This window comes from Streptomyces sp. NPDC002055 (genome assembly GCF_040296705.1).
Classification (GTDB): domain Bacteria; phylum Actinomycetota; class Actinomycetes; order Streptomycetales; family Streptomycetaceae; genus Streptomyces.
Genome location: NZ_JBEOXS010000011.1, coordinates 90,377 through 117,130, shown reverse-complemented (window position 1 = coordinate 117,130; position 26,754 = coordinate 90,377). Strand labels below are relative to the sequence as shown.

Annotated in this window: 22 protein-coding genes; 10 read left to right on the top strand and 12 right to left on the bottom strand. The window is 71.6% G+C overall.

All coding sequences use genetic code 11. The features are described 5' to 3' along the window. The first annotated feature begins 91 nt into the window (after positions 1 to 91). The gene (locus ABT112_RS09245; RefSeq protein ID WP_351507286.1) at positions 92 to 862 is read left to right on the top strand and encodes an ABC transporter permease; all 771 of its coding nucleotides are present in this window, start codon (positions 92 to 94) and stop codon (positions 860 to 862) included. 260 nt (positions 863 to 1,122) lie between these two features. Continuing rightward, entirely contained in the window at positions 1,123 to 2,106 is a 984-nt protein-coding gene (locus tag ABT112_RS09240; RefSeq protein ID WP_351507284.1) for a COX15/CtaA family protein, read from the top strand. Between the two features lie 329 nt (positions 2,107 to 2,435). Here the strand turns inward: ABT112_RS09240 and ABT112_RS09235 are convergent, their stop codons facing one another. Together ABT112_RS09235 and ABT112_RS09230 are read right to left on the bottom strand one after the other, a co-directional pair. Beyond that, positions 2,436 to 2,786 carry a hypothetical protein gene (locus tag ABT112_RS09235; protein WP_351507282.1) on the bottom strand — a complete coding sequence of 117 codons (351 nt, stop codon included), beginning with the start codon at positions 2,784 to 2,786 and terminating at the stop codon, positions 2,436 to 2,438. Positions 2,787 to 2,969: 183 nt separating this feature from the next. Then, entirely contained in the window at positions 2,970 to 3,932 is a 963-nt protein-coding gene (locus tag ABT112_RS09230; RefSeq protein ID WP_351507280.1) for a heme o synthase, read from the bottom strand. A 434-nt stretch (positions 3,933 to 4,366) separates the two neighbouring features. Here ABT112_RS09230 and tkt point away from each other — a divergent pair, with 434 nt between their 5' ends. The 8 genes from tkt to ABT112_RS09190 all read left to right on the top strand — a co-directional run bounded on the left by tkt (position 4,367) and on the right by ABT112_RS09190 (position 13,612). After that, complete coding sequence (gene tkt / locus ABT112_RS09225) at positions 4,367 to 6,445, top strand: transketolase (protein ID WP_351507278.1); 2,079 nt, start codon at positions 4,367 to 4,369, stop codon at positions 6,443 to 6,445. A gap of 34 nt (positions 6,446 to 6,479) precedes the next feature. Further along, positions 6,480 to 7,598, top strand: a complete 1,119-nt coding sequence (gene tal, locus ABT112_RS09220; RefSeq protein ID WP_351507276.1) for a transaldolase — start codon at positions 6,480 to 6,482, stop codon at positions 7,596 to 7,598. Between the two features lies 1 nt (position 7,599). Further along, a complete protein-coding gene (gene zwf / locus ABT112_RS09215) occupies positions 7,600 to 9,138 on the top strand; it encodes a glucose-6-phosphate dehydrogenase (RefSeq protein WP_351507274.1) in 1,539 nt (512 codons plus the stop codon). After that, positions 9,135 to 10,193, top strand: a complete 1,059-nt coding sequence (opcA, locus tag ABT112_RS09210; RefSeq protein WP_351507272.1) for a glucose-6-phosphate dehydrogenase assembly protein OpcA — start codon at positions 9,135 to 9,137, stop codon at positions 10,191 to 10,193. The genes zwf and opcA overlap by 4 nt, the downstream gene beginning before the upstream one ends. Further along, entirely contained in the window at positions 10,190 to 10,972 is a 783-nt protein-coding gene (pgl, locus tag ABT112_RS09205; protein ID WP_351507270.1) for a 6-phosphogluconolactonase, read from the top strand. The genes opcA and pgl overlap by 4 nt, the downstream gene beginning before the upstream one ends. A gap of 276 nt (positions 10,973 to 11,248) precedes the next feature. Then, a complete protein-coding gene (locus tag ABT112_RS09200; protein ID WP_351507268.1) occupies positions 11,249 to 12,031 on the top strand; it encodes an ABC transporter substrate-binding protein in 783 nt (260 codons plus the stop codon). Next, positions 12,028 to 12,828 carry an amino acid ABC transporter permease gene (locus ABT112_RS09195; protein WP_502975292.1) on the top strand — a complete coding sequence of 267 codons (801 nt, stop codon included), beginning with the start codon at positions 12,028 to 12,030 and terminating at the stop codon, positions 12,826 to 12,828. Before ABT112_RS09200 ends, ABT112_RS09195 begins: the two co-directional genes overlap by 4 nt. 7 nt (positions 12,829 to 12,835) lie before the next feature. Continuing rightward, complete coding sequence (locus tag ABT112_RS09190; RefSeq protein WP_351507264.1) at positions 12,836 to 13,612, top strand: amino acid ABC transporter ATP-binding protein; 777 nt, start codon at positions 12,836 to 12,838, stop codon at positions 13,610 to 13,612. Here ABT112_RS09190 and pgi read toward each other — a convergent pair. From pgi to ABT112_RS09140, 10 genes are all read right to left on the bottom strand, one after another. Continuing rightward, complete coding sequence (pgi, locus tag ABT112_RS09185; protein ID WP_351507262.1) at positions 13,588 to 15,240, bottom strand: glucose-6-phosphate isomerase; 1,653 nt, start codon at positions 15,238 to 15,240, stop codon at positions 13,588 to 13,590. The genes ABT112_RS09190 and pgi overlap by 25 nt on opposite strands. Positions 15,241 to 15,296: 56 nt before the next feature. Beyond that, positions 15,297 to 16,514, bottom strand: coding sequence for an MFS transporter (locus tag ABT112_RS09180; RefSeq protein ID WP_351507260.1), 1,218 nt, complete (start codon positions 16,512 to 16,514; stop codon positions 15,297 to 15,299). Between the two features lie 585 nt (positions 16,515 to 17,099). Further along, complete coding sequence (locus ABT112_RS09175; RefSeq protein WP_351507258.1) at positions 17,100 to 17,435, bottom strand: RNA polymerase-binding protein RbpA; 336 nt, start codon at positions 17,433 to 17,435, stop codon at positions 17,100 to 17,102. 163 nt (positions 17,436 to 17,598) lie between these two features. Beyond that, complete coding sequence (gene secG, locus ABT112_RS09170; protein ID WP_351507256.1) at positions 17,599 to 17,829, bottom strand: preprotein translocase subunit SecG; 231 nt, start codon at positions 17,827 to 17,829, stop codon at positions 17,599 to 17,601. Between the two features lie 149 nt (positions 17,830 to 17,978). Next, complete coding sequence (gene tpiA / locus ABT112_RS09165; protein WP_351507254.1) at positions 17,979 to 18,755, bottom strand: triose-phosphate isomerase; 777 nt, start codon at positions 18,753 to 18,755, stop codon at positions 17,979 to 17,981. A gap of 101 nt (positions 18,756 to 18,856) precedes the next feature. Then, positions 18,857 to 20,068, bottom strand: a complete 1,212-nt coding sequence (locus tag ABT112_RS09160; protein WP_351507252.1) for a phosphoglycerate kinase — start codon at positions 20,066 to 20,068, stop codon at positions 18,857 to 18,859. 107 nt (positions 20,069 to 20,175) lie between these two features. Then, positions 20,176 to 21,180, bottom strand: a complete 1,005-nt coding sequence (gene gap / locus ABT112_RS09155; RefSeq protein ID WP_351507250.1) for a type I glyceraldehyde-3-phosphate dehydrogenase — start codon at positions 21,178 to 21,180, stop codon at positions 20,176 to 20,178. Positions 21,181 to 21,308: 128 nt separating this feature from the next. Beyond that, a complete protein-coding gene (locus tag ABT112_RS09150) occupies positions 21,309 to 24,257 on the bottom strand; it encodes a M14 family metallopeptidase (RefSeq protein WP_351507249.1) in 2,949 nt (982 codons plus the stop codon). 322 nt (positions 24,258 to 24,579) lie between these two features. Then, positions 24,580 to 25,569, bottom strand: coding sequence for a DNA-binding protein WhiA (gene whiA, locus ABT112_RS09145; RefSeq protein WP_351507247.1), 990 nt, complete (start codon positions 25,567 to 25,569; stop codon positions 24,580 to 24,582). Next, the gene (locus ABT112_RS09140; RefSeq protein WP_351507373.1) at positions 25,560 to 26,576 is read right to left on the bottom strand and encodes a gluconeogenesis factor YvcK family protein; all 1,017 of its coding nucleotides are present in this window, start codon (positions 26,574 to 26,576) and stop codon (positions 25,560 to 25,562) included. Before ABT112_RS09140 ends, whiA begins: the two co-directional genes overlap by 10 nt. Between the last annotated feature and the right edge of the window lie 178 nt (positions 26,577 to 26,754).

Below are 26,754 nucleotides of genomic sequence, written 5' to 3'. Positions count from 1 at the left end.
TGAACCACGGCCGCACCGGCACCTGCCGGAGGCCCGGGGGCTGCTCCCCGGGCGGACACAGCCTGGAGCCGACCGGCAAGGAGCCGCGCGTATGACCGCCACCGGCACGTTCACCCCGCGGCCCGGCGCCGCGCCGCTCGGCCGGATGATCGTCGCGCAGACGGCGCTGGAGACCCGGATGCTGCTGCGCAACGGCGAGCAGCTGCTCCTGACCGTGGTGATCCCGACCCTGCTGCTCACCCTGTTCAGCGCGGTCGACATCGTCGACACCGGGTCCGGCGAGCGCGTCGACTTCCTGGCCCCGGGCGTCCTGGCGCTCGCGGTGATGTCCACCGCCTTCACCGGGCAGGCCATCGCCACGGGCTTCGAACGCCGCTACGGCGTGCTGAAGCGGCTCGGTGCGTCTCCGTTGCCGCGCTGGGCGCTGATGACCGCGAAGACCGGTTCGGTCCTGGTCACCGAGGCGCTGCAGATCGCGCTGCTGACCGCTGTCGCGTTCGCGCTGGGCTGGTCGCCGCAGGGCGGTCCGGTGTCCGTCCTGCTGCTGCTCCTGCTGGGAACGGCGGCCTTCTCCGGCCTCGGTCTGCTCATGGCGGGCACGCTGAAGGCCGAGGCGACCCTGGCGGCGGCGAACCTCGTCTTCATCCTGCTGCTCGTCGCGGGCGGGGTGATCGTGCCGCTGAGCAAGTTCCCGGAGGCGGCGCAGAGCGTGCTCCAGCTGCTGCCGATCTCCGCGCTCTCGGACGGCCTGCGGGACGTCCTCCAGCACGGCGCCGGGGTGCCCTGGGGCGATCTCGGGATCCTCGCGGTCTGGGCCGTGCTGGGGCTCGGCGCCGCGGCCCGCTTCTTCCGCTGGGAGTGAGCTGCGCGCCGAAGCGGCCCGCGCCGCCTGGTCGTCGGCCGTTCCGCGGGCCGCGGCGGCGCCGCAGTCCCGCCCGCCGGCGCGGCCTCGCTCTCGCTTTCCCGCCGGACGGAGTGCCTCCGGTTCCCGCCATAGGGGTGCCTCCGGTCGGGCGGCCGGGAGCCCGGTGCCGGACGCCACCCGCTGTCCGGATCCCGTACCGCGGCTCCGGGGCGGGACCCTCGTGAAATCTTGCACAAGCCCCCGCCTACGATGAGTCCGTGCCGAATTCGTTGAATCCTCTCGAGCAGATCGCCCGCCGCTGGCAGCCCTCAGCGCGCCTGGTGGAGCGGGCCGCGCTGGCCACCGTGGTGATGGCCGTCGTCATCGTCGTCACCGGCGGCGCCGTGCGGCTGACCCAGTCCGGGCTGGGCTGCCCGACCTGGCCGACCTGCACCAAGGACAGCCTGACGCCCACCCATGAGATGGGCATCAACGGCATCATCGAGTTCGGCAACCGGATGCTGACCTATGTGCTCTGCGCCTTCGTCGGCTTCGCGATCATCGCGGCGCGGGCCCGGGCGCCCCGCCGGCGCTCCCTGACCCGGCTGGGCTGGGCGCAGTTCTGGCTGGTGATGGCGAACGGCGTGATCGGCGGGGTCACCGTGCTGACCGGCCTCAACCCGTACATCGTGGCCTCCCACTTCCTCGCCGCCTCCGCGCTGCTCACGGTCGCCGTCGTGATGTGGCTGCGGGCGCGTGAGGGCGACGCACCGGCCCGTCCGCTGGTGCCGCGGCCGGTGACCGTCCTGTCCTGGCTGACCGTCGGGGTGACGGCGGCGCTGATCGTCGTCGGTACGGTCGTCACCGGCTCGGGGCCGCACGCGGGCGACGCGAAGCGGGTGCACCGCATCCCGCTGGACTGGGAGCAGGTCACCCAGCTCCATGTCGATCTGGTCTTCCTGCTGCTGGGCCTGACGGTCGCGCTGCTGTTCACCCTGCGCGCGGTGGACGCCGCCGCCCCGGTGCGCCGCCGGGCGCTCGAGCTGCTCGTCGTGCTGCTGGCCCAGGGCGGCGTCGGCTTCGTGCAGTACTTCACGCATCTGCCCGAGCTGATCGTCGGCATCCACATGCTCGGCTCGTGCCTGGTGTGGATCGCCGTCCTGCGGGTGCCGCTCGCGCTGCGGGAGCGGCCGTGGACCGAGGAGCAGGCCGGCGTGCCGGGCCCGGCCACCGAGGACGCGGCGGTCCCCGCCGGGGTCTGAACCGGCCGCCCCGCGGTCCGGGCAGGCCGCCCCCTTGCGGGCGGTCCACTCCCCGCGGCCCGCACCACCCGCTCTGTACGCAGCTGCCCCCCTGTCACCGCCGAGGTGACAGGGGGCAGGTCGTTCTCCGGGCCCATGCCGCGGGCGGCCGGGCGCGAGGCCGCGACGCCGGTACCGGTACAGGCGCACGCTCCCGGTGCGGCGCGCGGTCCCAGCGCGGCGGGCGCTCCCGGTGCGGGACGCGCTCCCGATGGGGTACGCGACAGGAGCCGCCAGGCGCCCGTCACCCGGGCCATCGGGCCGTCGAGCCGTCGAGCCGTCGGCCGGGGTCAGCCGTTGCTGGGGCCGCCGAGCTGGAGGCCCGCCATCCGGCTCCACTCGTACGGGCCGGTGCGGACCTTCGCCGCGAAGTCGCCGTCGAAGGACTCGTGCAGGGTGATGCCCGCGCGCTCGGCCGCCTGCTGCGCGACGGCGTGGGTGGGGGCCACCAGGTCGCCCCAGGTGCCGTCCTCGGCGACGAGCACGATGCGGGTGCCCTTCTGACCGATGTAGGCGAGCTGGCCCTCGACGCTTCCGCCGTGGCTCTTGGCGAAGGCCTTGATCTGCTTCGCGAGTCGTGCCGCGCGGCGCTCCCCCCGTGCGTCGGGGGTGCTGTCGTCGGCCTGCTTGGTGTCTGCCATGAACTAGATGCTACCGACGGGTAGATCACCTGGCGACGTCCCGTGCGGGTGGCCTTGACCACGCGCCCGGATCACCCGGCCGAGTGAGGCGCGCGCCCCGCCGGGGAGACGGCAGGAAAGACTGCGGCGCCCCGGCCAACGACAGGGCCGGGGCGCCGGAGAGCAGGGGCGCGCGGAGCGTCCTCAGCGCAGGAACGGGTCCACGGCGATGGCCACGAACAGCAGGGACACATAGGTGATGGACCAGTGGAAGAGGCGCATCTCCTTGAGCTTCGCGCCCGTCACGCCCGCCTTGGCGCGCGCCTGGAGGCCGTGCGCCTCCTTGAGCCACCAGCCGCCTGCCACGACCGCCACCAGCGGGTAGAACCAGCCGACGTACCCCAGCGGCCACAGGGTCAGCGAGACGGCGACCATGACCCAGCTGTAGAGCACGATCTGGCGGGCGACCGCCGTGTTGCCGGCGATCACCGGCAGCATCGGCACGCCCGCACGCGCGTAGTCGTCCTTCACCTTCATCGACAGCGGCCAGTAGTGCGGCGGCGTCCAGAAGAAGATGACGAGGAAGAGCACGACCGCGGCCCAGGAGACCGAGTTCGTCACGGCCGACCAGCCGATGAAGACCGGCATGCAGCCGGCGATGCCGCCCCAGACGATGTTCTGGGCGGTCCGCCGCTTGAGGATCATCGTGTAGACGACGACGTAGAACAGCAGTGCGGCGAGTGACAGCGCCGCGGACAGCCAGTTGACCAGGACGCCGAACCACACGGTGGAGATCACGGCGAGCGACAGGCCGAACACCAGGCCCTCACGCGGTGACACCATGCCGGTGACCAGCGGACGCTGCGACGTGCGGTCCATCAGCGCGTCGATGTCCCGGTCGATGTACATGTTGAGGGCGTTCGCACCGCCGGCGGAGAGGTACCCGCCGACGCAGGTGGCGAGCACCAGCCACAGGTCGGGCACGCCCTGCTCGGCGAGGAACATCACCGGAACGGTGGTGATCAGCAGCAGTTCGATGATCCGTGGCTTCGTCAGAGCCACGAACCCCATGACCCTGGCCCCGATCGGCCGGTGGCCGGGGCTCTGCTCGCGCTCCCCCACAGTCCTTCGGACGTGGCCCGCAGGACGGGATTCGACGGCCGTCACGCACACCCCTGTATAGCGGCTCCAGCGGCTCCGGCCGCGGGGCACAGACCAGCAAGCACCGGTCAGTGAGGCCGGTTACGACTTGCGCGTACCACGCCACTCTAGACGTAGGGGGTACGTCGCCCGTCCCGGGGGTGGGTCGTGTCCGCTCCGGGCCGTCCGGGCCCGCTCCGGGCTCCCGCGACCGGGCCGTTCGCCGCCCGGCACGGCGCGCCACGCTCCCGACGGGCACGCGGAGCCCGGCCCGGCAGTCTGTAACAGTGACCGCCCGGCTGAGTCGGGGCAGCCGCTCGGCACGTATCCGGTAGCGCCGGGCCGCCGGTCCGCGGGCGACGACCAGTCGAAATACGGCGCGTCCCCGCGAGGATAGGCTTGGCAACGCCCGGTGCAGAACGTCACCGGCTTCGACATGTGGAGAGGAGCCCTGACTCAGGGTGAGCACCAAGCCGACCACCACAGACCTCGAGTGGACCGAACTGGACCAGCGGGCCGTCGATACCGTCCGCGTCCTGGCCATGGACGCCGTGCAGAAGGTCGGTAACGGCCACCCGGGCACGGCCATGAGCCTGGCTCCCGCCGCGTACCTGCTCTTCCAGAAGCTGATGCGGCACGACCCGGCGGACGCCGAGTGGACGGGCCGCGACCGCTTCGTCCTCTCCCCCGGCCACACCAGCCTGACGCTCTACATCCAGCTCTTCATGGCCGGGTACGGCCTGGAGCTGGACGACCTGAAGGCGTTCCGCACCTGGGACAGCCGCACCCCGGGCCACCCGGAGTACGGCCACACCACCGGTGTCGAGACCACCACCGGCCCGCTGGGCCAGGGCATCGCCAACGCGGTGGGCATGGCCATGGCCGCCCGCTACGAGCGCGGTCTCTTCGACCCGGACGCCGCCCCGCAGGCCTCGCCGTTCGACCACACCATCTGGACGATCGTCTCCGACGGCGACCTGGAGGAGGGCGTCTCCGCGGAGGCGAGCTCGCTGGCGGGCCACCAGAAGCTGGGCAACATCGTCGCGCTCTACGACGACAACCACATCTCGATCGAGGGCGACACCGCGACCGCCCTCTCCGAGGACGTGCTGCAGCGCTACGAGGCGTACGGCTGGCACGTGCAGCGCATCGAGCAGGCCGCCAACGGCGACTTCGACGTCCAGGAGCTGTACCGGGCGCTCAAGGCGGCGCAGGCCGAGACCGAGCGCCCCTCGATCATCGCGGCCCGCACGATCATCGCCTGGCCAGCCCCGAACGCGCAGAACACCGAGGCCTCGCACGGCTCGGCGCTGGGCGCCGCGGAGGTCGCCGCGACCAAGGAGGTGCTCGGCTTCGACCCGGAGCGCGACTTCCAGGTCGACGACGCCGTCTTCGCCCACGTCCGGCAGGCGCAGGACCGCGGCCGTGAGGCGCGTGCCGCCTGGGACAAGAGGTTCCAGGAGTGGCGCACCGCCAACGCGCAGCGCGCCGCCGACTTCGACCGCATCGCCGCGGGCGAGCTGCCCGAGGGCTGGGAGCAGAAGCTGCCGGTCTTCGAGGCCGGCAAGGACGTCGCCACCCGCAAGGCCTCGGGCGAGGTCCTCAAGGCGCTGGGCGGCGTGCTCCCCGAGCTGTGGGGCGGCTCCGCCGACCTCGCCGGGTCGAACAACACCACGATCGACGCGTCGTCCTCGTTCCTGCCCGCGGACAACCCGCTGCCCGAGGCGAGCCCGTACGGCCGCACGGTCCACTTCGGCATCCGCGAGCACGCCATGGGTTCGGCCATGAACGGCATCGCGCTGCACGGCAACACCCGCATCTACGGCGGCACCTTCCTGGTGTTCTCCGACTACATGCGCCCGGCGGTGCGGCTGGCCGCGCTGATGCAGCTGCCGGTCACCTACGTCTGGACGCACGACTCGATCGGCCTCGGCGAGGACGGCCCGACCCACCAGCCGGTCGAGCACCTGGCCGCGCTGCGCGCCATCCCGGGCCTGAACATGGTCCGGCCCGCGGACGCCAACGAGACCTCGATCGCCTGGCGCGAGATCACGCGGCGGCACACCGCGAAGCCGGCCCCGCACGGCCTGGCCCTCACCCGGCAGAACGTGCCGACGTACGAGGCCAACGAGGACGCCGCGAAGGGCGGTTACGTCCTGTTCGAGGCCGAGGGCGGGCAGCCGCAGGTCATCCTGATCGGCACCGGCTCCGAGGTGCAGCTGGCGGTCGAGGCACGGGAGAGGCTCCAGGCCACCGGGGTTCCCACCCGGGTCGTCTCGATGCCGTCCGTCGAGTGGTTCGAGGAGCAGGACCGCGGGTACCGCGAGAGCGTGCTCCCGCCGTCCGTGACGGCCCGGGTCGCGGTGGAGGCCGGCATCGGCCTCACCTGGCACCGGTACGTCGGCGAGGCCGGCCGGATCGTGTCGCTGGAGCACTTCGGTGCGAGCGCCGACTACAAGGTGCTGTTCCGCGAGTTCGGCATCACCGCCGACGCCGTCGAGACCGCCGCGCGGGAATCTCTCGCCGCCGCCGGCCGCTGACGCCCCTAGACGACTAGTAGGAGATGCAACTCTCATGGCAGACGCACTCAAGCGCCTCTCCGACGAAGGCGTGGCGATCTGGCTGGACGACCTGTCCCGCCGGCGCATCACGTCCGGCAACCTCGCCGAGCTGATCGACCAGCAGCACGTGGTGGGGGTCACCACCAACCCGTCGATCTTCCAGAAGGCGATCTCCGGCGGCGACGGCTACGAGCAGCAGCTCGCCGACCTCGCCGCCCGCCGGGTGACCGTCGAGGAGGCCGTCCGCATGATCACGACGGCGGACGTCCGGGACGCCGCCGACGTGCTGCGCCCGGTCTTCGACGCGACCGACGGCCGGGACGGCCGGGTCTCCATCGAGGTGGACCCGCGCCTGGCGCACAACACCCGGGCCACGGTCGCCGAGGCCAAGCAGCTCGCCTGGCTGGTCGACCGCCCGAACACCTTCATCAAGATCCCGGCCACCCGGGCGGGGCTCCCGGCGATCACCGAGGTGATCGGCAAGGGCATCAGCGTCAACGTCACGCTGATCTTCTCGCTGGAGCGCTACCGCGCGGTCATGGACGCCTACCTCTCCGGTCTGGAGAAGGCCAAGGCGGCCGGCCTGGACCTGTCGGAGATCGAGTCGGTGGCGTCGTTCTTCGTGTCCCGGGTGGACACCGAGATCGACAAGCGGCTGGACGCCCTGGGCACCCCCGAGGCCAAGGCGCTGCGCGGCAAGGCCGCCCTCGCCAACGCCCGGCTCGCGTACCAGGCGTACGAGGAGGTCTTCGGCTCGGACCGCTGGGCGGCCCTGGAGAAGGCCGGCGCCAACCGGCAGCGCCCGCTCTGGGCCTCCACCGGCGTCAAGGACCCCGCGTACAAGGACACCCTGTACGTCGACGAGCTGGTCGCCCCGGGCACGGTGAACACCATGCCGGAGGCCACCCTCGAGGCGTCCGCCGAGCACGGCGAGATCCGTGGCGACACGGTGCGCGGCGGCTACGAGCAGGCCCGCGCCGACCTCGACGCGCTGGCGGGCGTCGGCATCTCGTACGACGAGGTCGTGCAGCTCCTCGAGGACGAGGGCGTCGACAAGTTCGAGGTGTCCTGGAACGACCTGCTCAAGTCCACCGAGGCGGAGCTGAAGCGCCTCGCTCCTCCGGAGGCGTGAGTTGACCTCTTCGTCCGCAGGGAGCGTCAATCCGCTGCGTGACCCTCGGGACCGACGGCTGCCGCGCATCGCGGGGCCGTCGGGCCTGGTCATCTTCGGCGTCACGGGCGACCTGTCCCGCAAGAAGCTGATGCCGGCCGTCTACGACCTGGCCAACCGGGGGCTCCTGCCGCCGGGCTTCTCGCTGGTCGGGTTCGCCCGCCGGGACTGGGCGCACGAGGACTTCGCGCAGGTCGTGCACGACGCGGTGAAGGAGCACGCGCGGACGCCGTTCCGCGAGGAGGTCTGGCAGCAGCTGGCCGAGGGCTTCCGTTTCGTACCCGGCGAGTTCTCCGACGACGACGCGTTCGCCACGCTGAAGACGACCATAGAGGACCTGGACAAGGCACGCGGTACCGGCGGTAACTTCGCCTTCTACCTGTCGGTCCCGCCGAAGTTCTTCCCCACCGTGGTCGAGCAGCTGAAGAAGCACGGGCTGTCGGAGGGGGCGGGTGACTCGTGGCGGCGCGCCGTCATCGAGAAGCCGTTCGGGCACGACCTGCACAGTGCGCAGGAGCTCAACAACATCGTCCACCAGGTGTTCCGGCCGTCCGACGTCTTCCGGATCGACCACTACCTGGGCAAGGAGACGGTCCAGAACATCATGGCGCTGCGCTTCGCCAACACGATGTTCGAGCCGCTCTGGAACCGCAGCTACGTGGACCATGTGCAGATCACGATGGCGGAGGACATCGGGATCGGCGGCCGGGCCGGCTACTACGACGGCATCGGCGCCGCCCGTGACGTGATCCAGAACCACCTGCTGCAACTGCTGGCGCTGACCGCGATGGAGGAGCCGTCCTCCTTCGACGCCAAGGCGCTGGTGACCGAGAAGCTGAAGGTCCTGCGCGGCGTCAAGCTGCCCCGGGAGCTGGGCAAGCACACCGTGCGCGGCCAGTACGCCCGCGGCTGGCAGGGCGGTGTGGAGGTGCCCGGCTACCTCGAGGAGGACGGCATTCCGCCGGACTCGCGCACCGACACCTACGCCGCGATCAAGCTGGAGATCGACAACCGCCGCTGGGCGGGCGTCCCCTTCTACCTGCGCACGGGCAAGCGGCTCGGACGGCGGGTCACCGAGATCGCGGTGGTCTTCCAGCGCGCCCCGCACTCCCCGTTCGACACCACCGACACCCAGGAACTGGGCCAGAACGCCCTGGTCATCCGGGTGCAGCCGGACGAGGGCGTGACCATCCGGTTCGGGTCGAAGGTGCCCGGCACCCAGATGGAGATCCGGGACGTGACGATGGACTTCGCGTACGGCGAGTCCTTCACCGAGTCCAGCCCCGAGGCGTACGAGCGGCTGCTGCTCGACGTGCTGCTGGGCGACGCCAACCTCTTCCCCCGCCACCAGGAGGTGGAGGAGTCCTGGCGCATCCTCGACCCGATCGAGGCGTACTGGGACAAGCACGGCAAGCCCGAGCAGTACACCTCGGGCACCTGGGGACCGAAGGCCGCGGACGAGATGCTCGCACGAGACGGACGGAGCTGGCGCCGGCCATGAGGACCGAACTCACCGACACCACGTCCAGCCAGATCAACAACGCGCTGGTCACGGCCCGCCGGGCGACCGGCACCCCGGCCGTCGGCATGGTGCTCACCCTGGTGATCGTCACCGACGAGGGCAACCACTACGACGCGCTGCGGGCGGCGAGCACGGCCTCCAAGGAGCACCCGTCCCGGATCCTGGTGGTCATCAAGCGGCCGGGGCGCTCGCCCCGGGACCGCAAGATGGCCCGGCTGGACGCCGAGGTCCGGGTCGGCGGCGAGACCGGCATCGGGGAGACCGTGCTGCTGCGGCTGCACGGTGAACTCGCCAACCACGCCCACTCCGTGGTCCTGCCGCTGCTGCTGCCGGACGCCCCGGTGGTCGTGTGGTGGCCGGAGGACGGTCCGGAGGACCCGGGCGGGGACCCGATCGGGCAGCTCGCGGCGCGCCGGGTCACCGACGCCGCGGCCACCGAGGACCCGGTCGCGACGCTCGAGCAGCGCGCCAAGGCGTACGCCCCCGGCGACACCGACCTGGCGTGGACCCGGATCACCGGCTGGCGCAGCGTGCTCGCGGCCGCGCTGGACCAGCGGCACTCGGCGATCAAGTCCGCCGTGGTCGAGGGCGAGGCGTACAACCCGAGCAGTGAACTGCTCGCGCTGTGGCTCGCCGACCGGCTCGGCGTACCGGTGGACCGCAAGATCTCCGACGGGCCCGGGCTGACCGCGGTGCGCCTGGAGACGGCCGACGGCACGATCTGCCTGGACCGGGCCAACGGTTCGCTGGCCGAGCTGGCCATGCCCGGTCAGCCGGACCGGCATGTGGCGCTGAAGCGGCGGGAGGTCAGCGAGCTGATCGCCGAGGAGCTGCGCCGGCTCGACCCGGACGAGAGCTATGCGGCCACCGTCAAGTTCGGGGCGACCAAGCAGGGCAAGAGTGTCATCGCCGCCGGTCAGACCGGTGCCGCTCCCGCCGGGCCCGGATCGGACGACGGTACCGGGGCGCACGCGGAGCAGAAGGCGCCGGCCGCCCCGGCGAAGCGGGCCGCGGCGCGGAAGGCGGGCAAGTGAACGCTCCGCAGATCGTCGTCCACCGGGACAAGGAGCTGATGGCGCAGGCCGCGGCGGCCCGGCTGCTCACCCGGATCGTGGATGCCCAGGCCGCCCGCGGCTCGGCGTCGGTGGTGCTCACCGGCGGGCGCAACGGCAACGGCCTGCTGGCCGCGCTCGCCGCGTCCCCGGCCCGGGACGCGGTGGACTGGTCGCGGCTGGACCTGTGGTGGGGCGACGAGCGCTTCCTGCCCGCGGGCCACCCGGACCGGAACGACACCCAGGCCCGGGAGGCGCTGCTGGACGCGGTGCCGGTGGCTCCGGAGCGGGTGCACTCGATGCCCGCCTCGGACGGCCCGCACGGCGACCACGTGGAGGTGGCGGCGGAGGCGTACGCGGCCGAACTCGCGGGCGCGGCACGGCCGGAGAACCACGCGTCGGTGCCGTCGTTCGACGTGCTGCTGCTGGGGGTCGGCCCGGACACCCATGTGGCGTCGCTCTTCCCGGAGATGCCGGGCGTCCGGGAGACCGAGCGCACGGTCGTCGGGGTGCGGGGCGCGCCCAAGCCTCCGCCGACCCGGATCTCGCTCACGCTGCCCGCCATCCGCGCGGCGCGTGAGGTGTGGCTGCTCGCCGCCGGTGAGGACAAGGCGAGGGCCGCGGCCATCGCCTTGTCGGGCGCCGGTGAGGTACAGGCTCCCGCCGCGGGGGCGCGCGGACGGAGCCGCACCCTGTGGCTGCTCGACGCGGCCGCGGCGGCGAACCTGCCGCGCGGGCTGTATCCGCCGGCCTCACCCTGACGGTCCTGCATCCGGGCCCCGGTGCCGTGTTCTCGACACGGCACCGGGGCCCTGCTTTTCCCGGGAATCGGACCGCATGACTCCGGTTGTGTTGCGGCAGCGTTGCAGCGCTGTGAAGCCCCGTGAATCCCGAGGTCACGGGGCTTTTTCGGCCCACGAACCCTGGACACTGGCGTTCCCCGTACGACAGGCTGTGCGACCACTGCCCGCCGTAACCCTGGGGTGCCGATGACTCTGCCCGCCCGTTCGATACGCCGCCGGTCCGTCCTGTTGCCGATGGCCGCCTGCAGTGCTCTGCTCCTGACCGGATGCGGCTCCGGGGGCTCCGGCGGCACCACGGTGAAGGGGGTGCATCTGGCCAAGGCCGGGCAGCTGACGACCTGTACCCACCTGCCGTACCCGCCGTTCCAGTTCGAGAAGGGCGGCAAGGTCGTCGGCTTCGATGTGGCCATGATCGACCTGGTCGCCGAGGAACTCGGCGTGAAGCAGGTCGTGGTGGACAAGTCGTTCGAGACCATCAAGACCGGCGCCGATCTCAACGCGAACACCTGCGATGTCGCCGCCGCGGGCATGACGATCACGGACGAGCGGAAGCAGAACCTCGACTTCTCCGCCCCCTACTTCGACGCCACGCAGGCGCTGCTGGCCCGCAAGGGGCTCGAGGTGAACTCGCTGAAGGACGTGAAGGCGAAGAAGCTGAAGCTGGGGTCGCAGTCCTCGACGACCGGAGAGGACTTCGCCCGCAAGGCGGGGATCGACTCGCGGTCCTTCGAGTCCTCCGACGCCGAGCTGAACGGGCTGCGCACCGGCCAGGTCGATGTGATCATCCAGGACTTCCCGGTGGTCCAGAGCTGGCTGAAGGACTCCCGTACCGCGGCGAAGTTCGAGCTCGTGGGCAATCTGGACACCGGTGAGCAGTACGGCTTCGCGGTGAAGAAGGGCGGCAATCCGCAGCTGAAGAAGAAGATCGACGCCGCGATCGCGAAGGCGCGGAAGGACGGCACGTACCGGAAGCTGCACGAGAAGTGGATCGGCCCGCTGCCGGAGGACGCCCGGTGAGCACCGCCCTGACCCCTCGCCGCAGGCAGCGGCTGGCCCGCGGCGCGCAGTACGCGGTGTTCGCCGTCGCGCTGCTGCTGCTCGCGGCGTTCGCGGACTGGGAGCGGCTGCGGGAGCAGTTCCTCGATGTGTCCGTGGCGCAGCAGCTGTTCCCCGATCTGATCACGGTCGCGCTGTTCAACACCGTCGTCTACACCCTCTCCGGCTTCGCCGTGGGGCTGGTGCTGGGGCTGGTCGTCGCACTGATGCGGCTGTCCTCGGTGGGCCCGTACCGCTGGCTGGCGATGGCGTACATCGAGTTCTTCCGCGGGCTGCCCGCCCTGCTGATCTTCATCTTCGTCGGGGTCGGGGTGCCGCTGGCCTTCCCCGGTCTGGTCTTCCCCGGCGGCACCTACGGTCAGGTGGCGTGCGCCCTGGGGCTGGTGTCGGCCGCGTACATGGCGGAGACCATCCGGGCCGGGATCCAGGCCGTGCCGCGCGGTCAGCTCGAAGCGGCGCGGACGCTCGGCATGTCGCATGCGACGGCGATGCGGTCGATCGTGATCCCGCAGGCGTTCCGCATCATCGTGCCGCCGCTGACCAACGAGCTGGTGCTGCTCTTCAAGGACTCCTCGCTGGTGCTGTTCCTCGGGGTCACCCTGGAGCAGCGCGAACTCACCAAGTTCGGGCGGGACCTGGCGAGCCAGGAGGCCAACACCACCCCCATCTTCGTCGCGGGGCTGTGCTACCTGCTCGTGACGATCCCCCTCGGCCTGCTGGTGCGGCGGCTGGAGTCCCGGCATGCGAAGGCGCGGTGAGAACGGTATGAGCACGGAAACGACGCGGCCGGCGGCGATCGAGATCCAGGGGCTGCACAAGTCCTTCGGCGAGCTGGAGGTGCTGCGCGGCATCGACTTCCGGATCGGGTACGGCGAGGTGGTGTGCGTCATCGGGCCGTCGGGGTCCGGGAAGTCCACGCTGCTGCGCTGCGCGAATCTGCTGGAGCAGCCGACCGCCGGGAAGGTGCTGGTCGGCGGGGTCGACATCACCGATCCGGAGGTGGACATCGACCGGGTGCGCCGCCGGGTCGGAATGGTCTTCCAGTCGTTCAACCTCTTCCCGCACCTCTCCGTCCTGGAGAACCTCACCATCGCGCAGCGGCGGGTGCTGGGCCGGGGCAAGGAGGAGGCCGCGGAGGCCGCGCGGGAGAACCTCGCGAAGGTCGGCCTGACCGACAAGGAGGACAGCTACCCGGGGCGGCTGTCGGGCGGCCAGCAGCAGCGGGTGGCCATCGCCCGGGCGCTGTCGATGGGCCCGGAGCTGATGCTCTTCGACGAGCCGACCAGCGCGCTCGACCCCGAACTGGTGGGCGATGTGCTGGCGGTGATGCGCACCCTGGCCGACGAGGGCATGACGATGATGGTCGTCACGCACGAGATGGGCTTCGCCCGCGAGGTCGCCGACCGGGTGGTCTTCATGGACGACGGAAACGTGGTGGAGGAAGGCGGCCCGGACGAGGTTCTGGTCCGTCCGGGCCACCAGCGGACCCGGGCCTTCCTGGCCCGGGTCACCGAACCTCAGCGGCCGCGCAGCGAACGGTAGCGGGCGGCCAGGGCGGCGGTGGAGCTGTCCAGGTCCGCGCCGCCGGTGCCCTCGGTGAGGACCGGCTCGATCCGCTTGGCCAGGGCCTTGCCCAGCTCCACGCCCCACTGGTCGAAGGAGTTGATGTTCCAGACCGCGCCCTGGACGAACACCTTGTGCTCGTAGAGCGCGATGAGCTGGCCCAGCACCGAGGGGCTGAGCTCGGTGGCGAGGATCGTGGTGCTCGGGCGATTGCCGTGGAAGGTGCGGTGCGGCACCTGCTCCGGCGCCACGCCCTCCGCCACGACCTCCTCGGCCGTCTTCCCGAAGGCCAGCGCCTGCCCCTGGGCGAACAGGTTGGCCATCAGCAGATCGTGCTGGGCGGCCAGTTCCGTGCCCAGCTCCTCGACGGGCCGCGCGAAGCCGATGAAGTCGGCCGGGACGAGCTTGGTGCCCTGGTGCAGCAGCTGGTAGTACGCGTGCTGGCCGTTGGTGCCGGGGGTGCCCCAGACGATCGGCCCGGTCTGCACCCGCACCGGGTGGCCCTCGCGGTCCACCGACTTGCCGTTGGACTCCATGTCCAGCTGCTGGAGGTAGGCGGTGAACTTGGCGAGGTAGTGGCTGTACGGCAGCACGGCGTGCGACTGGGCGTCGTGGAAGTCGTCGTACCAGATGCCCAGCAGGCCGAGCAGCAGCGGGGCGTTGGCCTCCGGCGGCGCGGTGCGGAAGTGCTCGTCGACGAGGTGGAAGCCGTCCAGCATCTCGCGGAAGCGGGCCGGGCCGATGGCGATCATCAGGGAGAGGCCGATGGCCGAGTCGAAGGAGTAGCGGCCGCCGACCCAGTCCCAGAACTCGAACATGTTCTCGGTGTCGATGCCGAACTTCGCCACCTCCTCCCCGTTCGTGGAGAGCGCCACGAAGTGGAACGGCACCGCGGCCTCGTCCCCGCCGAGCTCGTCCAGCAGCCAGCTCCGGGCGGACCGGGCGTTGGTGACCGTCTCGATGGTGGTGAACGTCTTCGAGGCGACGATGAACAGCGTCTCGGCCGGGTCCAGGTCCCGGATCGCCTCGTGCAGGTCGGCGCCGTCCACGTTGGAGACGAAACGGAACGTCAGCGAGCGATCGGTGTACGCGCGCAGCGCCTCGTACGCCATGGCCGGGCCCAGGTCCGAGCCGCCGATGCCGATGTTGACGACGTTCCGGATCCGCCGGCCCGTGGAGCCGACCCACTTGCCCGAGCGGACCGAGTCGGCGAAGCCCGCCATCTTGTCGAGCACGGCGTGCACCCTGGGGACGACGTTCTCGCCGTCCACCGTGATCACCGCGTCCCGCGGGGCGCGCAGCGCGGTGTGCAGCACGGCGCGGTTCTCGGTGACGTTGATCTTCTCGCCGCGGAACATCGCGTCCCGCAGCTCCGCCACGCCGGTCGCCGCCGCCAGTTCCCGCAGCAGCCGGAGGGTCTGGTCGGTGACCAGGTGCTTGGAGTAGTCCAGGTGCAGATCACCCACCTGGAGGGAGTACCGCTCGCCGCGGTCGGGGTCACCCGCGAACAGCTCGCGCAGCTGCACCTCCCCGAGCTGCTCCCGGTGCTTGCCCAACGCGACCCACTCCGGCAACCGGTCGAGCCCGGTACGGCCTTCTGCGTTCATCTGCGCCTTCACCACTTCTCTCGTACCTGCCCCGCTGCGGGTCCCAACTTAATTGATCAGGCCCGGGTCCGAGGTGTCCCCCGGCTGTCCTCGCGGCCAAGCGCGGGTATCAGCGCGGCGACACCGCCCAGGAACAGGCCGGCGGCCAGCAGCATGGGCGTGTTGAGCCCCCAGGCGCCGGCCACCGCTCCACCGAGGACCGCGCCGGCCGGGGCACCCGCGACCGACGCGGTGCGGAACGCCGCGCCGACCCGGCCGAGCAGCTCGGGCGGCGTGGCCTGCTGCATCATCGTCACCTCGGTGACATTCCAGACCATTCCCACGAATCCGAAGATCCCCAGGGCGACGGTGGCGGCGGGAAGACCGGGCAGGGTGCCCAGCGCCAGCAGACAGCCGGTCTGCACGAGTCCGCCGGCCAGCAGGACCCGGGTCCGCCCCAGCCGGTCGGTGATCCGGGACGCCAGCAGCCCGCCGACGACGGTCCCGACGCCGTACACCGTGATCACCAGGGCGTATCCGGTGTCCCCGGCGCCCAGCCGGCCCTTCACCAGCAGCACCAGGGTGCCGATGAGCGCGCCGATGGCGATGTTGCACACGGCGGTGGACAGGCACAGGGACCGCAGCACCGGATGCTGCCACAGGGCCCGCAGCCCGTCGGCGATGTCCCGCCGGAGCGTCGCACCCGGCGGCCGCGGATCCCGCTCCGGCGCCGCGGTCCGCACCGACGCCACCAGCGCGGCGGCGAGCAGATAGCTGGCCGCGTCCACGGCGTACGGCGCGGCCAGGCCCAGCCCCAGCAGCACCGGAACCAGCGGGGCGCCCACGAACCGGTGCGCCGCCTCCTGCCCGGTCATCAGCCGGGCGTTCGCGCTGCCCAGCGCCGCCCGCGGCACCACGGACGGCAGCAGGGCGGTCGCCGCGTTGTCGAAGAGGGTCTGGAGTGCGGTGAGGGCGAAGGCGAGGAGGATCAGCAGGGCGATGCTCGCGTGGCCGGTCGCGACCAGGACGGCGAAGGCCGCCATGAGCAGGGCGCGCACCGTGTCCACCGCCCACATGGCCCGGCGCTGGTCCACCCGGTCCGCGACGGCGCCGCCGAGCAGCCCGAAGAGCAGCCAGGGCGCGAGTCCTGCGGCGGTGACCAGGGAGATGAGCAACGGCGAGTCGGTGAGGCCGTAGGCCAGCAGGGGCAGGGCCGCACCGCGCAGCGCGTCCCCGAACCGGGAGACCACGGCCGCGGTCCACAGCCGCCCGAACCCGCCCCGCCAGGCGGGCACCACGGATTCCGGTAGGGTCGGCGCTCCTTCGCCCGGCGCGGCGACCGGCACCTGCCCAGGCCCGGCCGCCACCCTCGGCTCACCCGCCACATGTGTGGCGCCTGCCTCGTGCGCCTCGTGCGCCTCGTGTGCCCCTTCGTACTCGGAGGCCACTGTCGGCTCAGCCGCTGCCCGCTCGGTCGACGCCCCTGGGCGAGCCCCCGTCCCCGGTAAGAGCTCCACCCTCGGCGCTGCTCGCCGCTCCGGCTGCGCCGGTTGTGGTGCGACCGGGTGCGGCTGCGCAGCTTGTGGTTCGGCCGGGTGCGATTGCGGCGGTTGTGGTCCCGCCGGGTGCCCTTCCCGCGCCTCGCCTCCACCGGTGCCACCGGCACCCACACCCGCCACCGCCATGACTCACCCCTCCGCACCGTTCCCTGGTGTTCGTCACCCTAGGGACAGCCACTGACAACGCCCCCGGGCCAACTGCCCCCGCCCGGAACGCCAACGGCCCGGTGCACCGGGGATGTACCGGTGAACCGGGCCGCTGGAACGGCTGACGGGGCGCGGGAGGCGCCCGGGTGAGCTCGGGGACGACGTCCGGAGGGCCTAGATCTCGCCACGGAGCTTGGCGAGTGCCTCGGCGAGAATCGCCTCGCCGTCGGCGTCACTGCGCCGCTCCCGGACGTACGCGAGGTGTGTCTTGTACGGCTCGGTGCGCGGCGGGTCCGGCGGACTCTCCCGGTCCTTCCCGGCGGGGAAGCCACAGCGGGGGCAGTCCCAGGTCTCGGGAACCTGCGCGTCGCTGGCGAAGCTCGGCTGTGTCTCGTGCCCGTTGGAGCACCAGAAGGAGATGCGGAGGCGCGGTGCGGATTCGCCCCGCTCGGCCTCCCCCATCGGCCCCGCTCCGACCCGACTTCCACGGATCGCGTTGCCACTTGCCACGGTCGTAACTCCCTGCGTCATGGTGCCGCGAAGCATTGATAGGCAGCTCCGCTGCCGGGGCGCTCCAGTCTACGTAAGGCCCAACGCGCGTCCAGTGGCAGGAGTTACATACCGCTCCCCGAGGACGCAAGCCCTCATGATATGCCGCAGGGACGACGGTGTGTCAGGAGTCGAACTTCATCAGCACGCCGAGGGCCACGATGCACGCGAACCACAGCAGACCGACCACGACCGTGATCCGGTCCAGGTTCCGCTCGGCGACCGACGAGCCACCGACGGAGGACTGCATGCCGCCGCCGAACATGTCGGACAGACCGCCGCCCTTCCCCTTGTGCATCAGCACCAGCAGCATCATCAGCGCGCTGAAGACGATCAGGGCGATCGAGAACCCCATAACCACGGCTGGACCAACTCTCTCGGACGGTGACGGACGCTGCTCTTGATCGAACAATCGGGTCTTGATCGAGCAATCGGGGGCCGGGCAGCTGCAGCGCGCTGCCTCGACCCCCGACAGGGTACTTCGGAGTACCGCCTTCGGCCTACTTACTGGTCGCGGAAGCGGACGATCTTGACGAACTCGTCGACATCCAGCGCCGCGCCGCCGATCAGGGCGCCGTCCACGTCGGGCTGCGCCATGATCGCGGCGACGTTGCCGGACTTCACGGAGCCGCCGTACTGGATGCGGACCTTGTCGGCCAGCTCCTGGGTGTACAGCTCCGCCAGCCGGCCGCGGATCGCCCCGCAGACCTCCTGGGCGTCCTCGGGCGTGGCCACCTCGCCGGTGCCGATGGCCCAGACCGGCTCGTAGGCGATCACGATGGTCTCGGCCTGCTCCGCCGGTACGCCCTCCAGGGCCCCGTCGACCTGGGCGAGGGTGTGGGCGACCTGGTTGCCCGCCTTGCGGACGTCCAGGCCCTCACCGACGCAGAGGATCGGGGTGAGGTCGTGCCGGAACGCGGCCTTGACCTTGGCGTTCACCAGGGGCTCGTCCTCCTGGTGGTACTGCCGTCGCTCGGAGTGGCCGATCGCCACGTAGCTGCACTTCAGCTTGGCCAGCATGCCGCCGGAGATCTCGCCGGTGTAGGCGCCCTCGTCGTGCGCCGAGAGGTCCTGGGCGCCGTACTTGATCTTGAGCTTGTCGCCGTCGACCAGGGTCTGCACCGAACGCAGGTCGGTGAAGGGCGGCAGGACGGCGACCTCGACGTCCTCGTAGTCCTTGTCGCTCAGGGCGAAGGCGAGCTTCTGGACATGGGCGATGGCCTCGAGGTGGTTGAGGTTCATCTTCCAGTTGCCCGCCATGAGCGGGGTGCGGCTGGTCATGTCCGTCCTTTCTGGTTCTCGTCCCCGCCCGCGCGGCGCGCGGACGGGACTCGTGTCGGTGCGCGGCCCGGGGGCCGCGGGGGGCGTGCGCGCCCCGGCGGTCAGTCCTCGAGCGCCGCGAGGCCGGGGAGCGTCTTGCCTTCGAGGTACTCCAGGCTCGCTCCGCCGCCGGTCGAGATGTGGCCGAAGGCCTTCTCGTCGAAGCCCAGGGTGCGCACGGCCGCGGCCGAGTCGCCACCGCCGACGACGGTGAAGGCCGGGCTGTCGACCAGGGCCTGGGCGACCGCGGCGGTGCCCTCGGCGAAGTCGGGGTGCTCGAAGACACCCATCGGGCCGTTCCAGAAGACGGTGGCCGCGTCGGCGAGCTTCGCGGCGTACAGCTCGCGGGTGCGCGGCCCGATGTCCAGGCCCTCCTGGTCGGCCGGGATGGCGTCGGCGGCGACGACCGCGGGGTTGGCCGGGGCCTTGGTCTTCAGGTCCGGGAACTCGGGCGAGACCAGGACGTCGACCGGGAGCACGAACTCCACTCCCTTGGACGCGGCGCGCTCCAGGTACTCCCGGACCGTCGGGATCTGGTCCTCCTGGAGGAGCGAGATGCCGACCTCGTGGCCCTGGGCCTTGAGGAAGGTGTACGCCATGCCGCCGCCGATGAGGATGCGGTCGGCCTTCTCCAGCAGGTGGTCGATGACGCCGAGCTTGTCGGAGACCTTGGCACCGCCGAGCACCACGGCGTACGGGCGCTCGACGTCCTCGGTGAGCCGCTTGAGCACGTCCACCTCGGCGGCGATCAGGTATCCCGCGGCGTGCGGGAGCCGGGCCGGGAGGTCGTAGACCGAGGCGTGCTTGCGGTGCACCGCACCGAAGCCGTCGCCGATGTACAGGTCGGCCAGTTCGGCGAGGCTGTCGGCGAACGCACCGCGCTCGGCGTCGTCCTTGCTGGTCTCCCCGGCGTTGAAGCGCAGGTTCTCCAGCAGCGCGACCTGGCCGTCGGCCAGCGCGGCGACGGTGGTCCGGGCGGACTCACCGACGGTGTCCGTCGCGAACGCCACGCCCCTGCCCAGGAGTTCGGCCAGCCGCTTGGCGGCCGGGGCGAGGGAGAACTGCGGGTCCGGGGCGCCCTTGGGACGTCCCAGGTGCGAGGCGACCACCACCTTGGCGCCGGCCTCGGCGAGCTTGGCGACGGTCGGCACGACGGCGCGGATCCGGCCGTCGTCGGTGATGGTGGTGCCGTCGAGCGGCACATTCAGGTCGGCGCGGACGAATACGCGCTTGCCCGCCACACCGCCGTCGATGAGGTCGTCGATCGTCTTCATGTCTCCTGGACTCCTTGGGTGCCGAGACAAGCGGCAGGGCCCGTGCGGCGCGCTGTGCGCTGCGCGAGCCCTGCCACTCACATCGAGGTGTCGTAAGGCCGCTGGGGTCAGAGCCGCCCGCCGACGAAGGTGGTCAGGTCCACCAGGCGGTTGGAGTAGCCCCACTCGTTGTCATACCAGCCGACGACCTTGACCTGCTTGCCCTGGGCCATGGTGAGGCCGGCGTCGAAGGTGCAGGAGGCCGGCCAGTTCACGATGTCCGAGGAGACGATCGGGTCCTCGGTGTACTCCAGGACGCCCTTGAGCTGACCCTCGGCGGCCTTCTGGAAGGCCGAGTTGATCTCGTCCCTGGTGACCTCGCGGTCGAGCTCGATGACGAGGTCGGTGACCGAACCGGTGGGGACCGGGACGCGCATGGCGATGCCGTCCAGCTTGCCCTTGAGCTGCGGGAGCACCAGAGCGGTGGCCTTCGCGGCGCCGGTGGAGGTAGGGATGATGTTCTCCGCGGCGGCCCGGGCGCGGCGCAGGTCCGAGTGCGGGAAGTCGAGGATGCGCTGGTCGTTGGTGTACGCGTGGACCGTCGTCATCATGCCCTTGACGATGCCGAAGCTCTCGTCGAGGACCTTGGCCATCGGCGCCACACAGTTGGTGGTGCAGGAGGCGTTGGAGATGACGTGGTGGTTGGCCGCGTCGTACTTGTCCTGGTTGACGCCCATCACGATGGTGATGTCCTCGTTCTTGGCCGGGGCCGAGATGAGGACCTTCTTCGCGCCGGCGGCCAGGTGCTTGGCCGCGTCGTCACGCTTGGTGAAGATGCCGGTGGACTCGACGACGATGTCGGCGCCCAGCTCACCCCAGGGGAGCTGCGCCGGGTCGCGCTCGGCCATCGTCCGGAAGGTCTGGTTGCCGACCGTGATGGTGTCCTCGGTGTGGCTGACGTCCTGCTTCAGCCGGCCGAGGATCGAGTCGTACTTGAGCAGGTGCACCAGGGTGGCGTTGTCGGTCAGGTCGTTGACACCGACGATCTCGATGTCCGCACCCTGCTCCAGGAGAGCCCGGAAGTAGTTGCGGCCGATGCGGCCGAAGCCATTGATTCCTACGCGGATCGTCACGAACCGATCTCCTCGTTGGTACGCCGGTCTGGAACCCGGCGAGCTGTATGGGATGTCCCCGACCACCCCCGACCCTACCCCCTTCGACGGGGGGACCGGCGACATCGGGCGGCCGGGGACACGCACGGTCAGCGGCGCAGGGCGCGCAGTGCTGTCCGTACCACCTGTGCCCGCTCCTGGGCGCCGTTCACATGCTCCAGACCGAAGCCGAGCAGCACCGTGTCGCGCGTGGTCACGGCCGACGAGGCGTGGAACAGCTCCCGGGAGCGCGCCCAGTCGGTGGTGCTCGCGGGGCTGCCGGACGGCGCGCCGGGAACCGCCCAGGGGCCGAGCGCCTGCTCGAATCCCTCGGTCTGCCCGGGAGTGCCGCTGGTGAGCAGACGGGTGTTGTCGACGAACACGCCGCGCCCGCCGGTGCCCGGGTCGGTGACGTAGGAGACCGACAGCTCGACCTTCTTGCCGGCGTAGCCGCTCAGGTCGAACGCGACGGACCGCCAGCCGTCGGAGGAGCCGGTGAACCGGTTCCAGCTGCCGCTGCTGCCGGTGGCCCGGCAGGCGTCCTCACCCTGGGTGAGGTAGTGCGACAGGAAGGGGTGGCCGCGGAGGTAGAAGCCCTCGGTGCAGTCGGCGGGCACCTCCGTGCCGGTGCCGCCGCGCTTGTCGGGCAGGGTCGTCCAGTCGTCCTGGCCCACGGTGTGCGCCTCGACGATCACGTTGTCGTAGTCACGCTCGGTGTCGTAGCTGAGCCGGAAGTCCAGCGTCGGCTCCGCGGCGGCGTCCGTGCCGGTCAGATCGACGGTGCGGGACAGCCGCATCCAGGAGTTGTCCTGGTGCCGGGCGGCGGCGAACCAGTCGCCCTCGTACGGCTGGAACGGCGTCCGCACGCCGGGGTAGTCGCCCGCGGCGGCGCTGCGGAACTGCGGGAAGTCCGCGGGCGGCAGTTCGTCGGAGGTGACGGTGTAGGCGCCCGCGCCGTCCAGCGGATTGCCCTCGGCGTCGCCGAGGCGTGCCGTGGTTCCGCCGAGCCGTCCGGTTCCGGCGAACCGGTCCGGGGACTTCACGGAGATGCGGCCGGAGGCGCCGAGGTAGTACTGGCTGAAGTCGTCGGTGGCGGCCCGTCCGACCGTGGACGCGCCGCCCGCCTTCTCACCGGTGGTGATGAGCTTTCCGCCCTCGTTGAGGAAGTCCCGCACGGCGAGCAGCGTCGAGCCGCCGGGCCGGTCGGCGCCGGTGTACCAGAGTACGGTGCGGAAGTGGTCGAGGATGCCGAGGTGATGCGGGGTGCCCTGGGTGGCAACGTCCCAGACGACGGCCTTGCGCCCGTTGTCGGCGAGCGCCCGGGTGTACGCGGCCGTGTGCCGGGCCGCGCCGGTGCCGCCCTCCTCGGCGATGACCAGGGTGTCAGCGGCGGGACGCTTCGCGACGGCGTAGGTGAAGGGGGCGCTCTCGGTCCGCTTGCCCGCGCGGGTGCGGCCGGTGAACCAGACGGTCACCTTGTCCCCGGTGCGCGCGCCGGTGACCTTCGCCCGGTACTGGTCGAAGCGGATGTTGTCGTCGCCGCCGTAGGTCTCGCCGCCCTTCCATGCCTTGAGGCGAGCGGTGTGCGTACGGCCGCCGTCGATGCGGTAGTTGAGCTGCTTGGCCCGGACGCTCTTGCGCGCGGTGACGGAGACCTGCTGGGCGGCGCCGCGGGCGTAGGAGGTGGTGAAGGCGTCCGGGGTGAAGTCCGGGGCCTCCATGCCGACGGGTGAGCTGGGCCGGTCCGGGTGCGCGGCGGTCTCGGCGACGGCCAGCGCGAAGGGGACGTTCTTGCGGAACTCCTGCTCGATCAGCTTGCGGTCGTCGGGGAAGTTGAAGCCCGACTGGCAGTCGGCGGCGTTCCAGGCGTCGTTCGGGTCGACCCGCGACGCGGCGGCACAGGTGGACATCTCCGGGGTGAACATCATCATCCCGTTGGCGTTGCCCGCATGGCCGTCCGCTTCACCGTTGGTGGTGTAGAGCTCGGACGAGACCTGGGGACGGTAGCCGGGGACCGCGGGCTTCTCCGGGGTGCCGGCCAGCGCCTTGTAGAGCACGTCGTCCGGGGTCTCGGTCGCGACCTGCCAGCCGACGCCGTAGAGGATCAGCTCCGCGGCGGAGTGGTAGTTGATGCCGTACTCGAAGCCGATGCGCTTCTGGAGACGGTCGATCGCCTTGGTCTCCGGCTCGGACATGGCACCGCTGCCGCGGAAGGTCTCGTCGGCCGGGTCGGGTGAGGACCCCTCGTTGTCGTAGCCCCACTTGTAGGCGAAGTTGCGGTTGAGGTCGACGCCGTCGCCGGGGGCGATCTTCCCGTCGCCGTTGTTGTCGTGGAGGTTCTTGCGCCACAGCCGGTTGCCCGGAGTGAAGCTGAAGTCGTATCCGTCGGGGTTGGCGGAGAGCACGAACCATAGCTCGGTGGAGTCCACGATCTCGGAAATTCGGCGGTCCCGGCCGTAGCCGTCCAGGTAGTGGTGCATCAGCCGGCGGGTCATCTCCGGGGTGATCCACTCGCGGGCGTGCTGGTTGGACATGTACAGCACCGCAGGCTTGGCGCCGTCCCGGACCTTCCGCGCCCCCTTGCCGACCTTGAGGGCGAGGATGTCCTTGCCGCCGACGGTCTTTCCGATGCTGACGGCCTTGGTGATGTCCGGGTGCGCCCGCGCGGCGGCGAGGATCTCCTGCTGCAGGCCGTTCTCGCCGCTGTACGGGCGGAACACCCCGTCCCCGGCGGCCGCGAGGCGGTGCTCGGCGGTGGTGGAGAGGGTGCGCCGTTCGAGGTCGACGCCCTGGTGGCGCAGCTCGGTGGCCTGTCGGCCGGTGAGCACCAGTTCGACCTTCGTGGTGCCGGTCGCCGGTGCCCGCTCGCCCAGTTCGTGGCCGTCGGCGCCGGCCCGGAGCAACAGCGGAATCTGTTCCCTGGTCACGTCCGCGTTCCACACGGAGACTTCGTCGCCGTCCGGGCCGTTGCCCGGCCGGGCCTGGGCGGCAGGTGCGGCCACCACTAGTCCCAGCAGCAGTGAAGCCGCTGCGAGGATCGATCTCGCCTTGCGTCTCATGAGCCCCCCTTGCTGTAGTCCGTCACGGTTGTGCGCTGACGACAGGCTTGTGACGCTGCATGATCATGTCAATAGTGCCGGTCGCGCCGCGCGGGCACGGCCGACGGGGGGTTCCGGCGGCCTGCCGGGTCCGATGATCAGGTCAGCACGAGGGCGGGCGCCCGGGGCGGAGCCGCGCCGGGCGGTGACCGGAAAGGACGGCGGCCCCGCACCCTCCAGGGGTCACGGGGCCACCGACCGGCGTTCGGACGTTCCGGCTTCCGGCTTCCGGCTTCCGGCTTCCGGCTTCCGGCTTCCGGCTTCCGGCTTCCGGCTTCCGGCTTCAGCCGACCATGCCGTCGGCCATCTCCTCCGTCAGATTGGACTCCGTCCCCGGAATGCCGAGGTCCTGGGCCCGCTTGTCGGCCATCGCCAGCAGCCGGCGGATACGGCCCGCGACGGCGTCCTTCGTCAGCGGCGGATCGGCGAGCGCACCGAGCTCCTCCAGCGACGCCTGCTTGTGCTCCATACGGAGCCGTCCGGCCGCGGCGAGGTGCTCGGGCACCTCCTCGCCGAGGATCTCCAGCGCCCGCTGGACCCGTGCCCCGGCGGCGACGGCGGCCCGTGCCGAGCGGCGCAGGTTCGCGTCGTCGAAGTTGGCGAGCCGGTTGGCCGTCGCCCGGACCTCGCGGCGCATCCGCCGCTCCTCCCAGGCCAGCACCGACTCATGGGCGCCGAGCCGGGTCAGCAGCGCGCCGATCGCGTCGCCGTCCCGTACGACGACCCGGTCCACACCGCGCACCTCGCGGGCCTTGGCCCCGATGCCGAGCCGACGGGCGGCGCCGACCAGGGCGAGCGCGGCCTCCGGCCCGGGGCAGGTGACCTCCAAGGACGAGGAGCGGCCCGGCTCGGTGAGCGAGCCGTGGGCCAGGAACGCGCCGCGCCAGGCGGCCTCGGCGTCGCAGGTCGCACCGGAGACCACCTGGGGCGGCAGCCCGCGGATCGGGCGGCCGCGGCCGTCGACCAGCCCGGTCTGCCGTGCCAGCTGGTCACCGCCCGCCACCACCCGAACGACGTAACGGCTGCCGCGCCGCAGCCCGCCCGGGGCCATCACCACCAGGTCGGACGCGTGCCCGAAGATCTCCAGGATGTCCTTGCGCAGGCGGCGGGCGGCGATGCCGGTGTCCAGCTCCGCCTCGATCACGATCCGCCCGCTGACCAGGTGCAATCCGCCCGCGAACCGCAGGATCGACGAAACCTCCGACTTCCGGCAGCAGGTCCGGGTGACGGGTAGCCGGGAGATCTCGTCCTTCACCGCTGCCGTCATCGCCATGGGCCGATCCTTCCATGCATCCGAAAAATACGGTCGTACGCGGCGGCCAGCAGCTCCGGGTCGTGCTTGGCGGAACTGTCCGGCGCGGCCACCGGCGCCAGCTCGACCGTGCCGCCCAAGCGCTGGGCGGCCTCGGTCAGGCTCTTCCGGTCGGGCACGGCGGCCTCGTCGGCCAGCACCACGTCGAAGGCGAGTTTAGGGGCGTGTCGGGCCAAAACCTCCAAATGACGCTGCGGGGAGAACCCCTCGGTTTCACCGGGCTGCGGCGCGAGGTTCAGCGAGAGCACCCGGCGTGCCTTGGTCTCGGTGAGCGCGGTGAGCAGCTCCGGGACGAGCAGATGCGGGATCACCGACGAGAACCACGAGCCGGGGCCGAGCACCACCCAGTCCGCGTCGAGCACCGACTCCACGGCCTCGGGCACGGCCGGCGGGTCGTTGGGCACCAGGTGGACGGACTGGACCTCGCCGGGCGTGAGCGCCACGGTGGCCTGGCCCCGGACGGTGCTGATCGCGTCGGCATGGGCGGGGTCGTGGCCGCGCACCAGTGCCTGGAGCTCCAGCGGCACCGCCGACATCGGCAGCACCCGGCCGTGCGCTCCGAGCAGCCGACCCACCCACTCCAGCGCCTTGACGTGGTCGCCGAGCTGTTCCCACAGCGCGACGATCAGCAGGTTTCCGACGGCGTGGCCGTGCAGGTCGCCCTCGCTCGCGAAGCGGTGCTGGATCACCCGGGCCCAGGTCTGGCCCCAGTCGTCGTCCCCGCACAGCGCCGCCAGCGCCTTGCGGAGATCGCCGGGCGGCAGCACGCCCAGCTCGTCACGGAGCCGTCCGCTCGATCCCCCGTCGTCGGCGACCGTGACCACGGCCGTGAGATCACCGGTGATGCGGCGCAGTGCGGCCAGCGAGGCCGACAGGCCCTGGCCGCCGCCGAGCGCGACGACCTTGGGCTGGGCAGCGCTGCGCCGGCGGTTCGCCCGCCGCGTGGGCAGGCCCGCCCGGTCCGGCACGAGCGCCCGGACCCGACGGAGCCGCGAGCTGCGCCCGCTCGCCGCCCGCTGCGGGACGGCCGGGGCCGGGGCGGCCTGGGGGGTGCCCGGAGCCCGGGGGGTGTCCGCGGCCCGGTCGGCGTCCGGGGACGGGCCGGTGTCCGGGAGCGGGCCGGCGCACTCCTCGGCGCCGGCCGGC

Bases quoted from the DNA above. Each gene is read 5' to 3' on its own strand.
- ABT112_RS09160 (WP_351507252.1), bottom strand. From the start codon at position 20,068: ATGAAGACGATCGACGACCTCATCGACGGCGGTGTGGCGGGCAAGCGC.
- ABT112_RS09245 (WP_351507286.1), top strand. From the start codon at position 92: ATGACCGCCACCGGCACGTTCACCCCGCGGCCCGGCGCCGCGCCGCTC.
- ABT112_RS09235 (WP_351507282.1), bottom strand. From the start codon at position 2,786: ATGGCAGACACCAAGCAGGCCGACGACAGCACCCCCGACGCACGGGGG.
- ABT112_RS09150 (WP_351507249.1), bottom strand. From the start codon at position 24,257: ATGAGACGCAAGGCGAGATCGATCCTCGCAGCGGCTTCACTGCTGCTG.
- tpiA (WP_351507254.1), bottom strand. From the start codon at position 18,755: ATGACCAGCCGCACCCCGCTCATGGCGGGCAACTGGAAGATGAACCTC.
- ABT112_RS09190 (WP_351507264.1), top strand. From the start codon at position 12,836: ATGAGCACGGAAACGACGCGGCCGGCGGCGATCGAGATCCAGGGGCTG.
- secG (WP_351507256.1), bottom strand. From the start codon at position 17,829: ATGGGGTTCTCGATCGCCCTGATCGTCTTCAGCGCGCTGATGATGCTG.
- opcA (WP_351507272.1), top strand. From the start codon at position 9,135: ATGAGGACCGAACTCACCGACACCACGTCCAGCCAGATCAACAACGCG.
- whiA (WP_351507247.1), bottom strand. From the start codon at position 25,569: ATGGCGATGACGGCAGCGGTGAAGGACGAGATCTCCCGGCTACCCGTC.
- pgi (WP_351507262.1), bottom strand. From the start codon at position 15,240: ATGAACGCAGAAGGCCGTACCGGGCTCGACCGGTTGCCGGAGTGGGTC.
- tal (WP_351507276.1), top strand. From the start codon at position 6,480: ATGGCAGACGCACTCAAGCGCCTCTCCGACGAAGGCGTGGCGATCTGG.
- ABT112_RS09200 (WP_351507268.1), top strand. From the start codon at position 11,249: ATGGCCGCCTGCAGTGCTCTGCTCCTGACCGGATGCGGCTCCGGGGGC.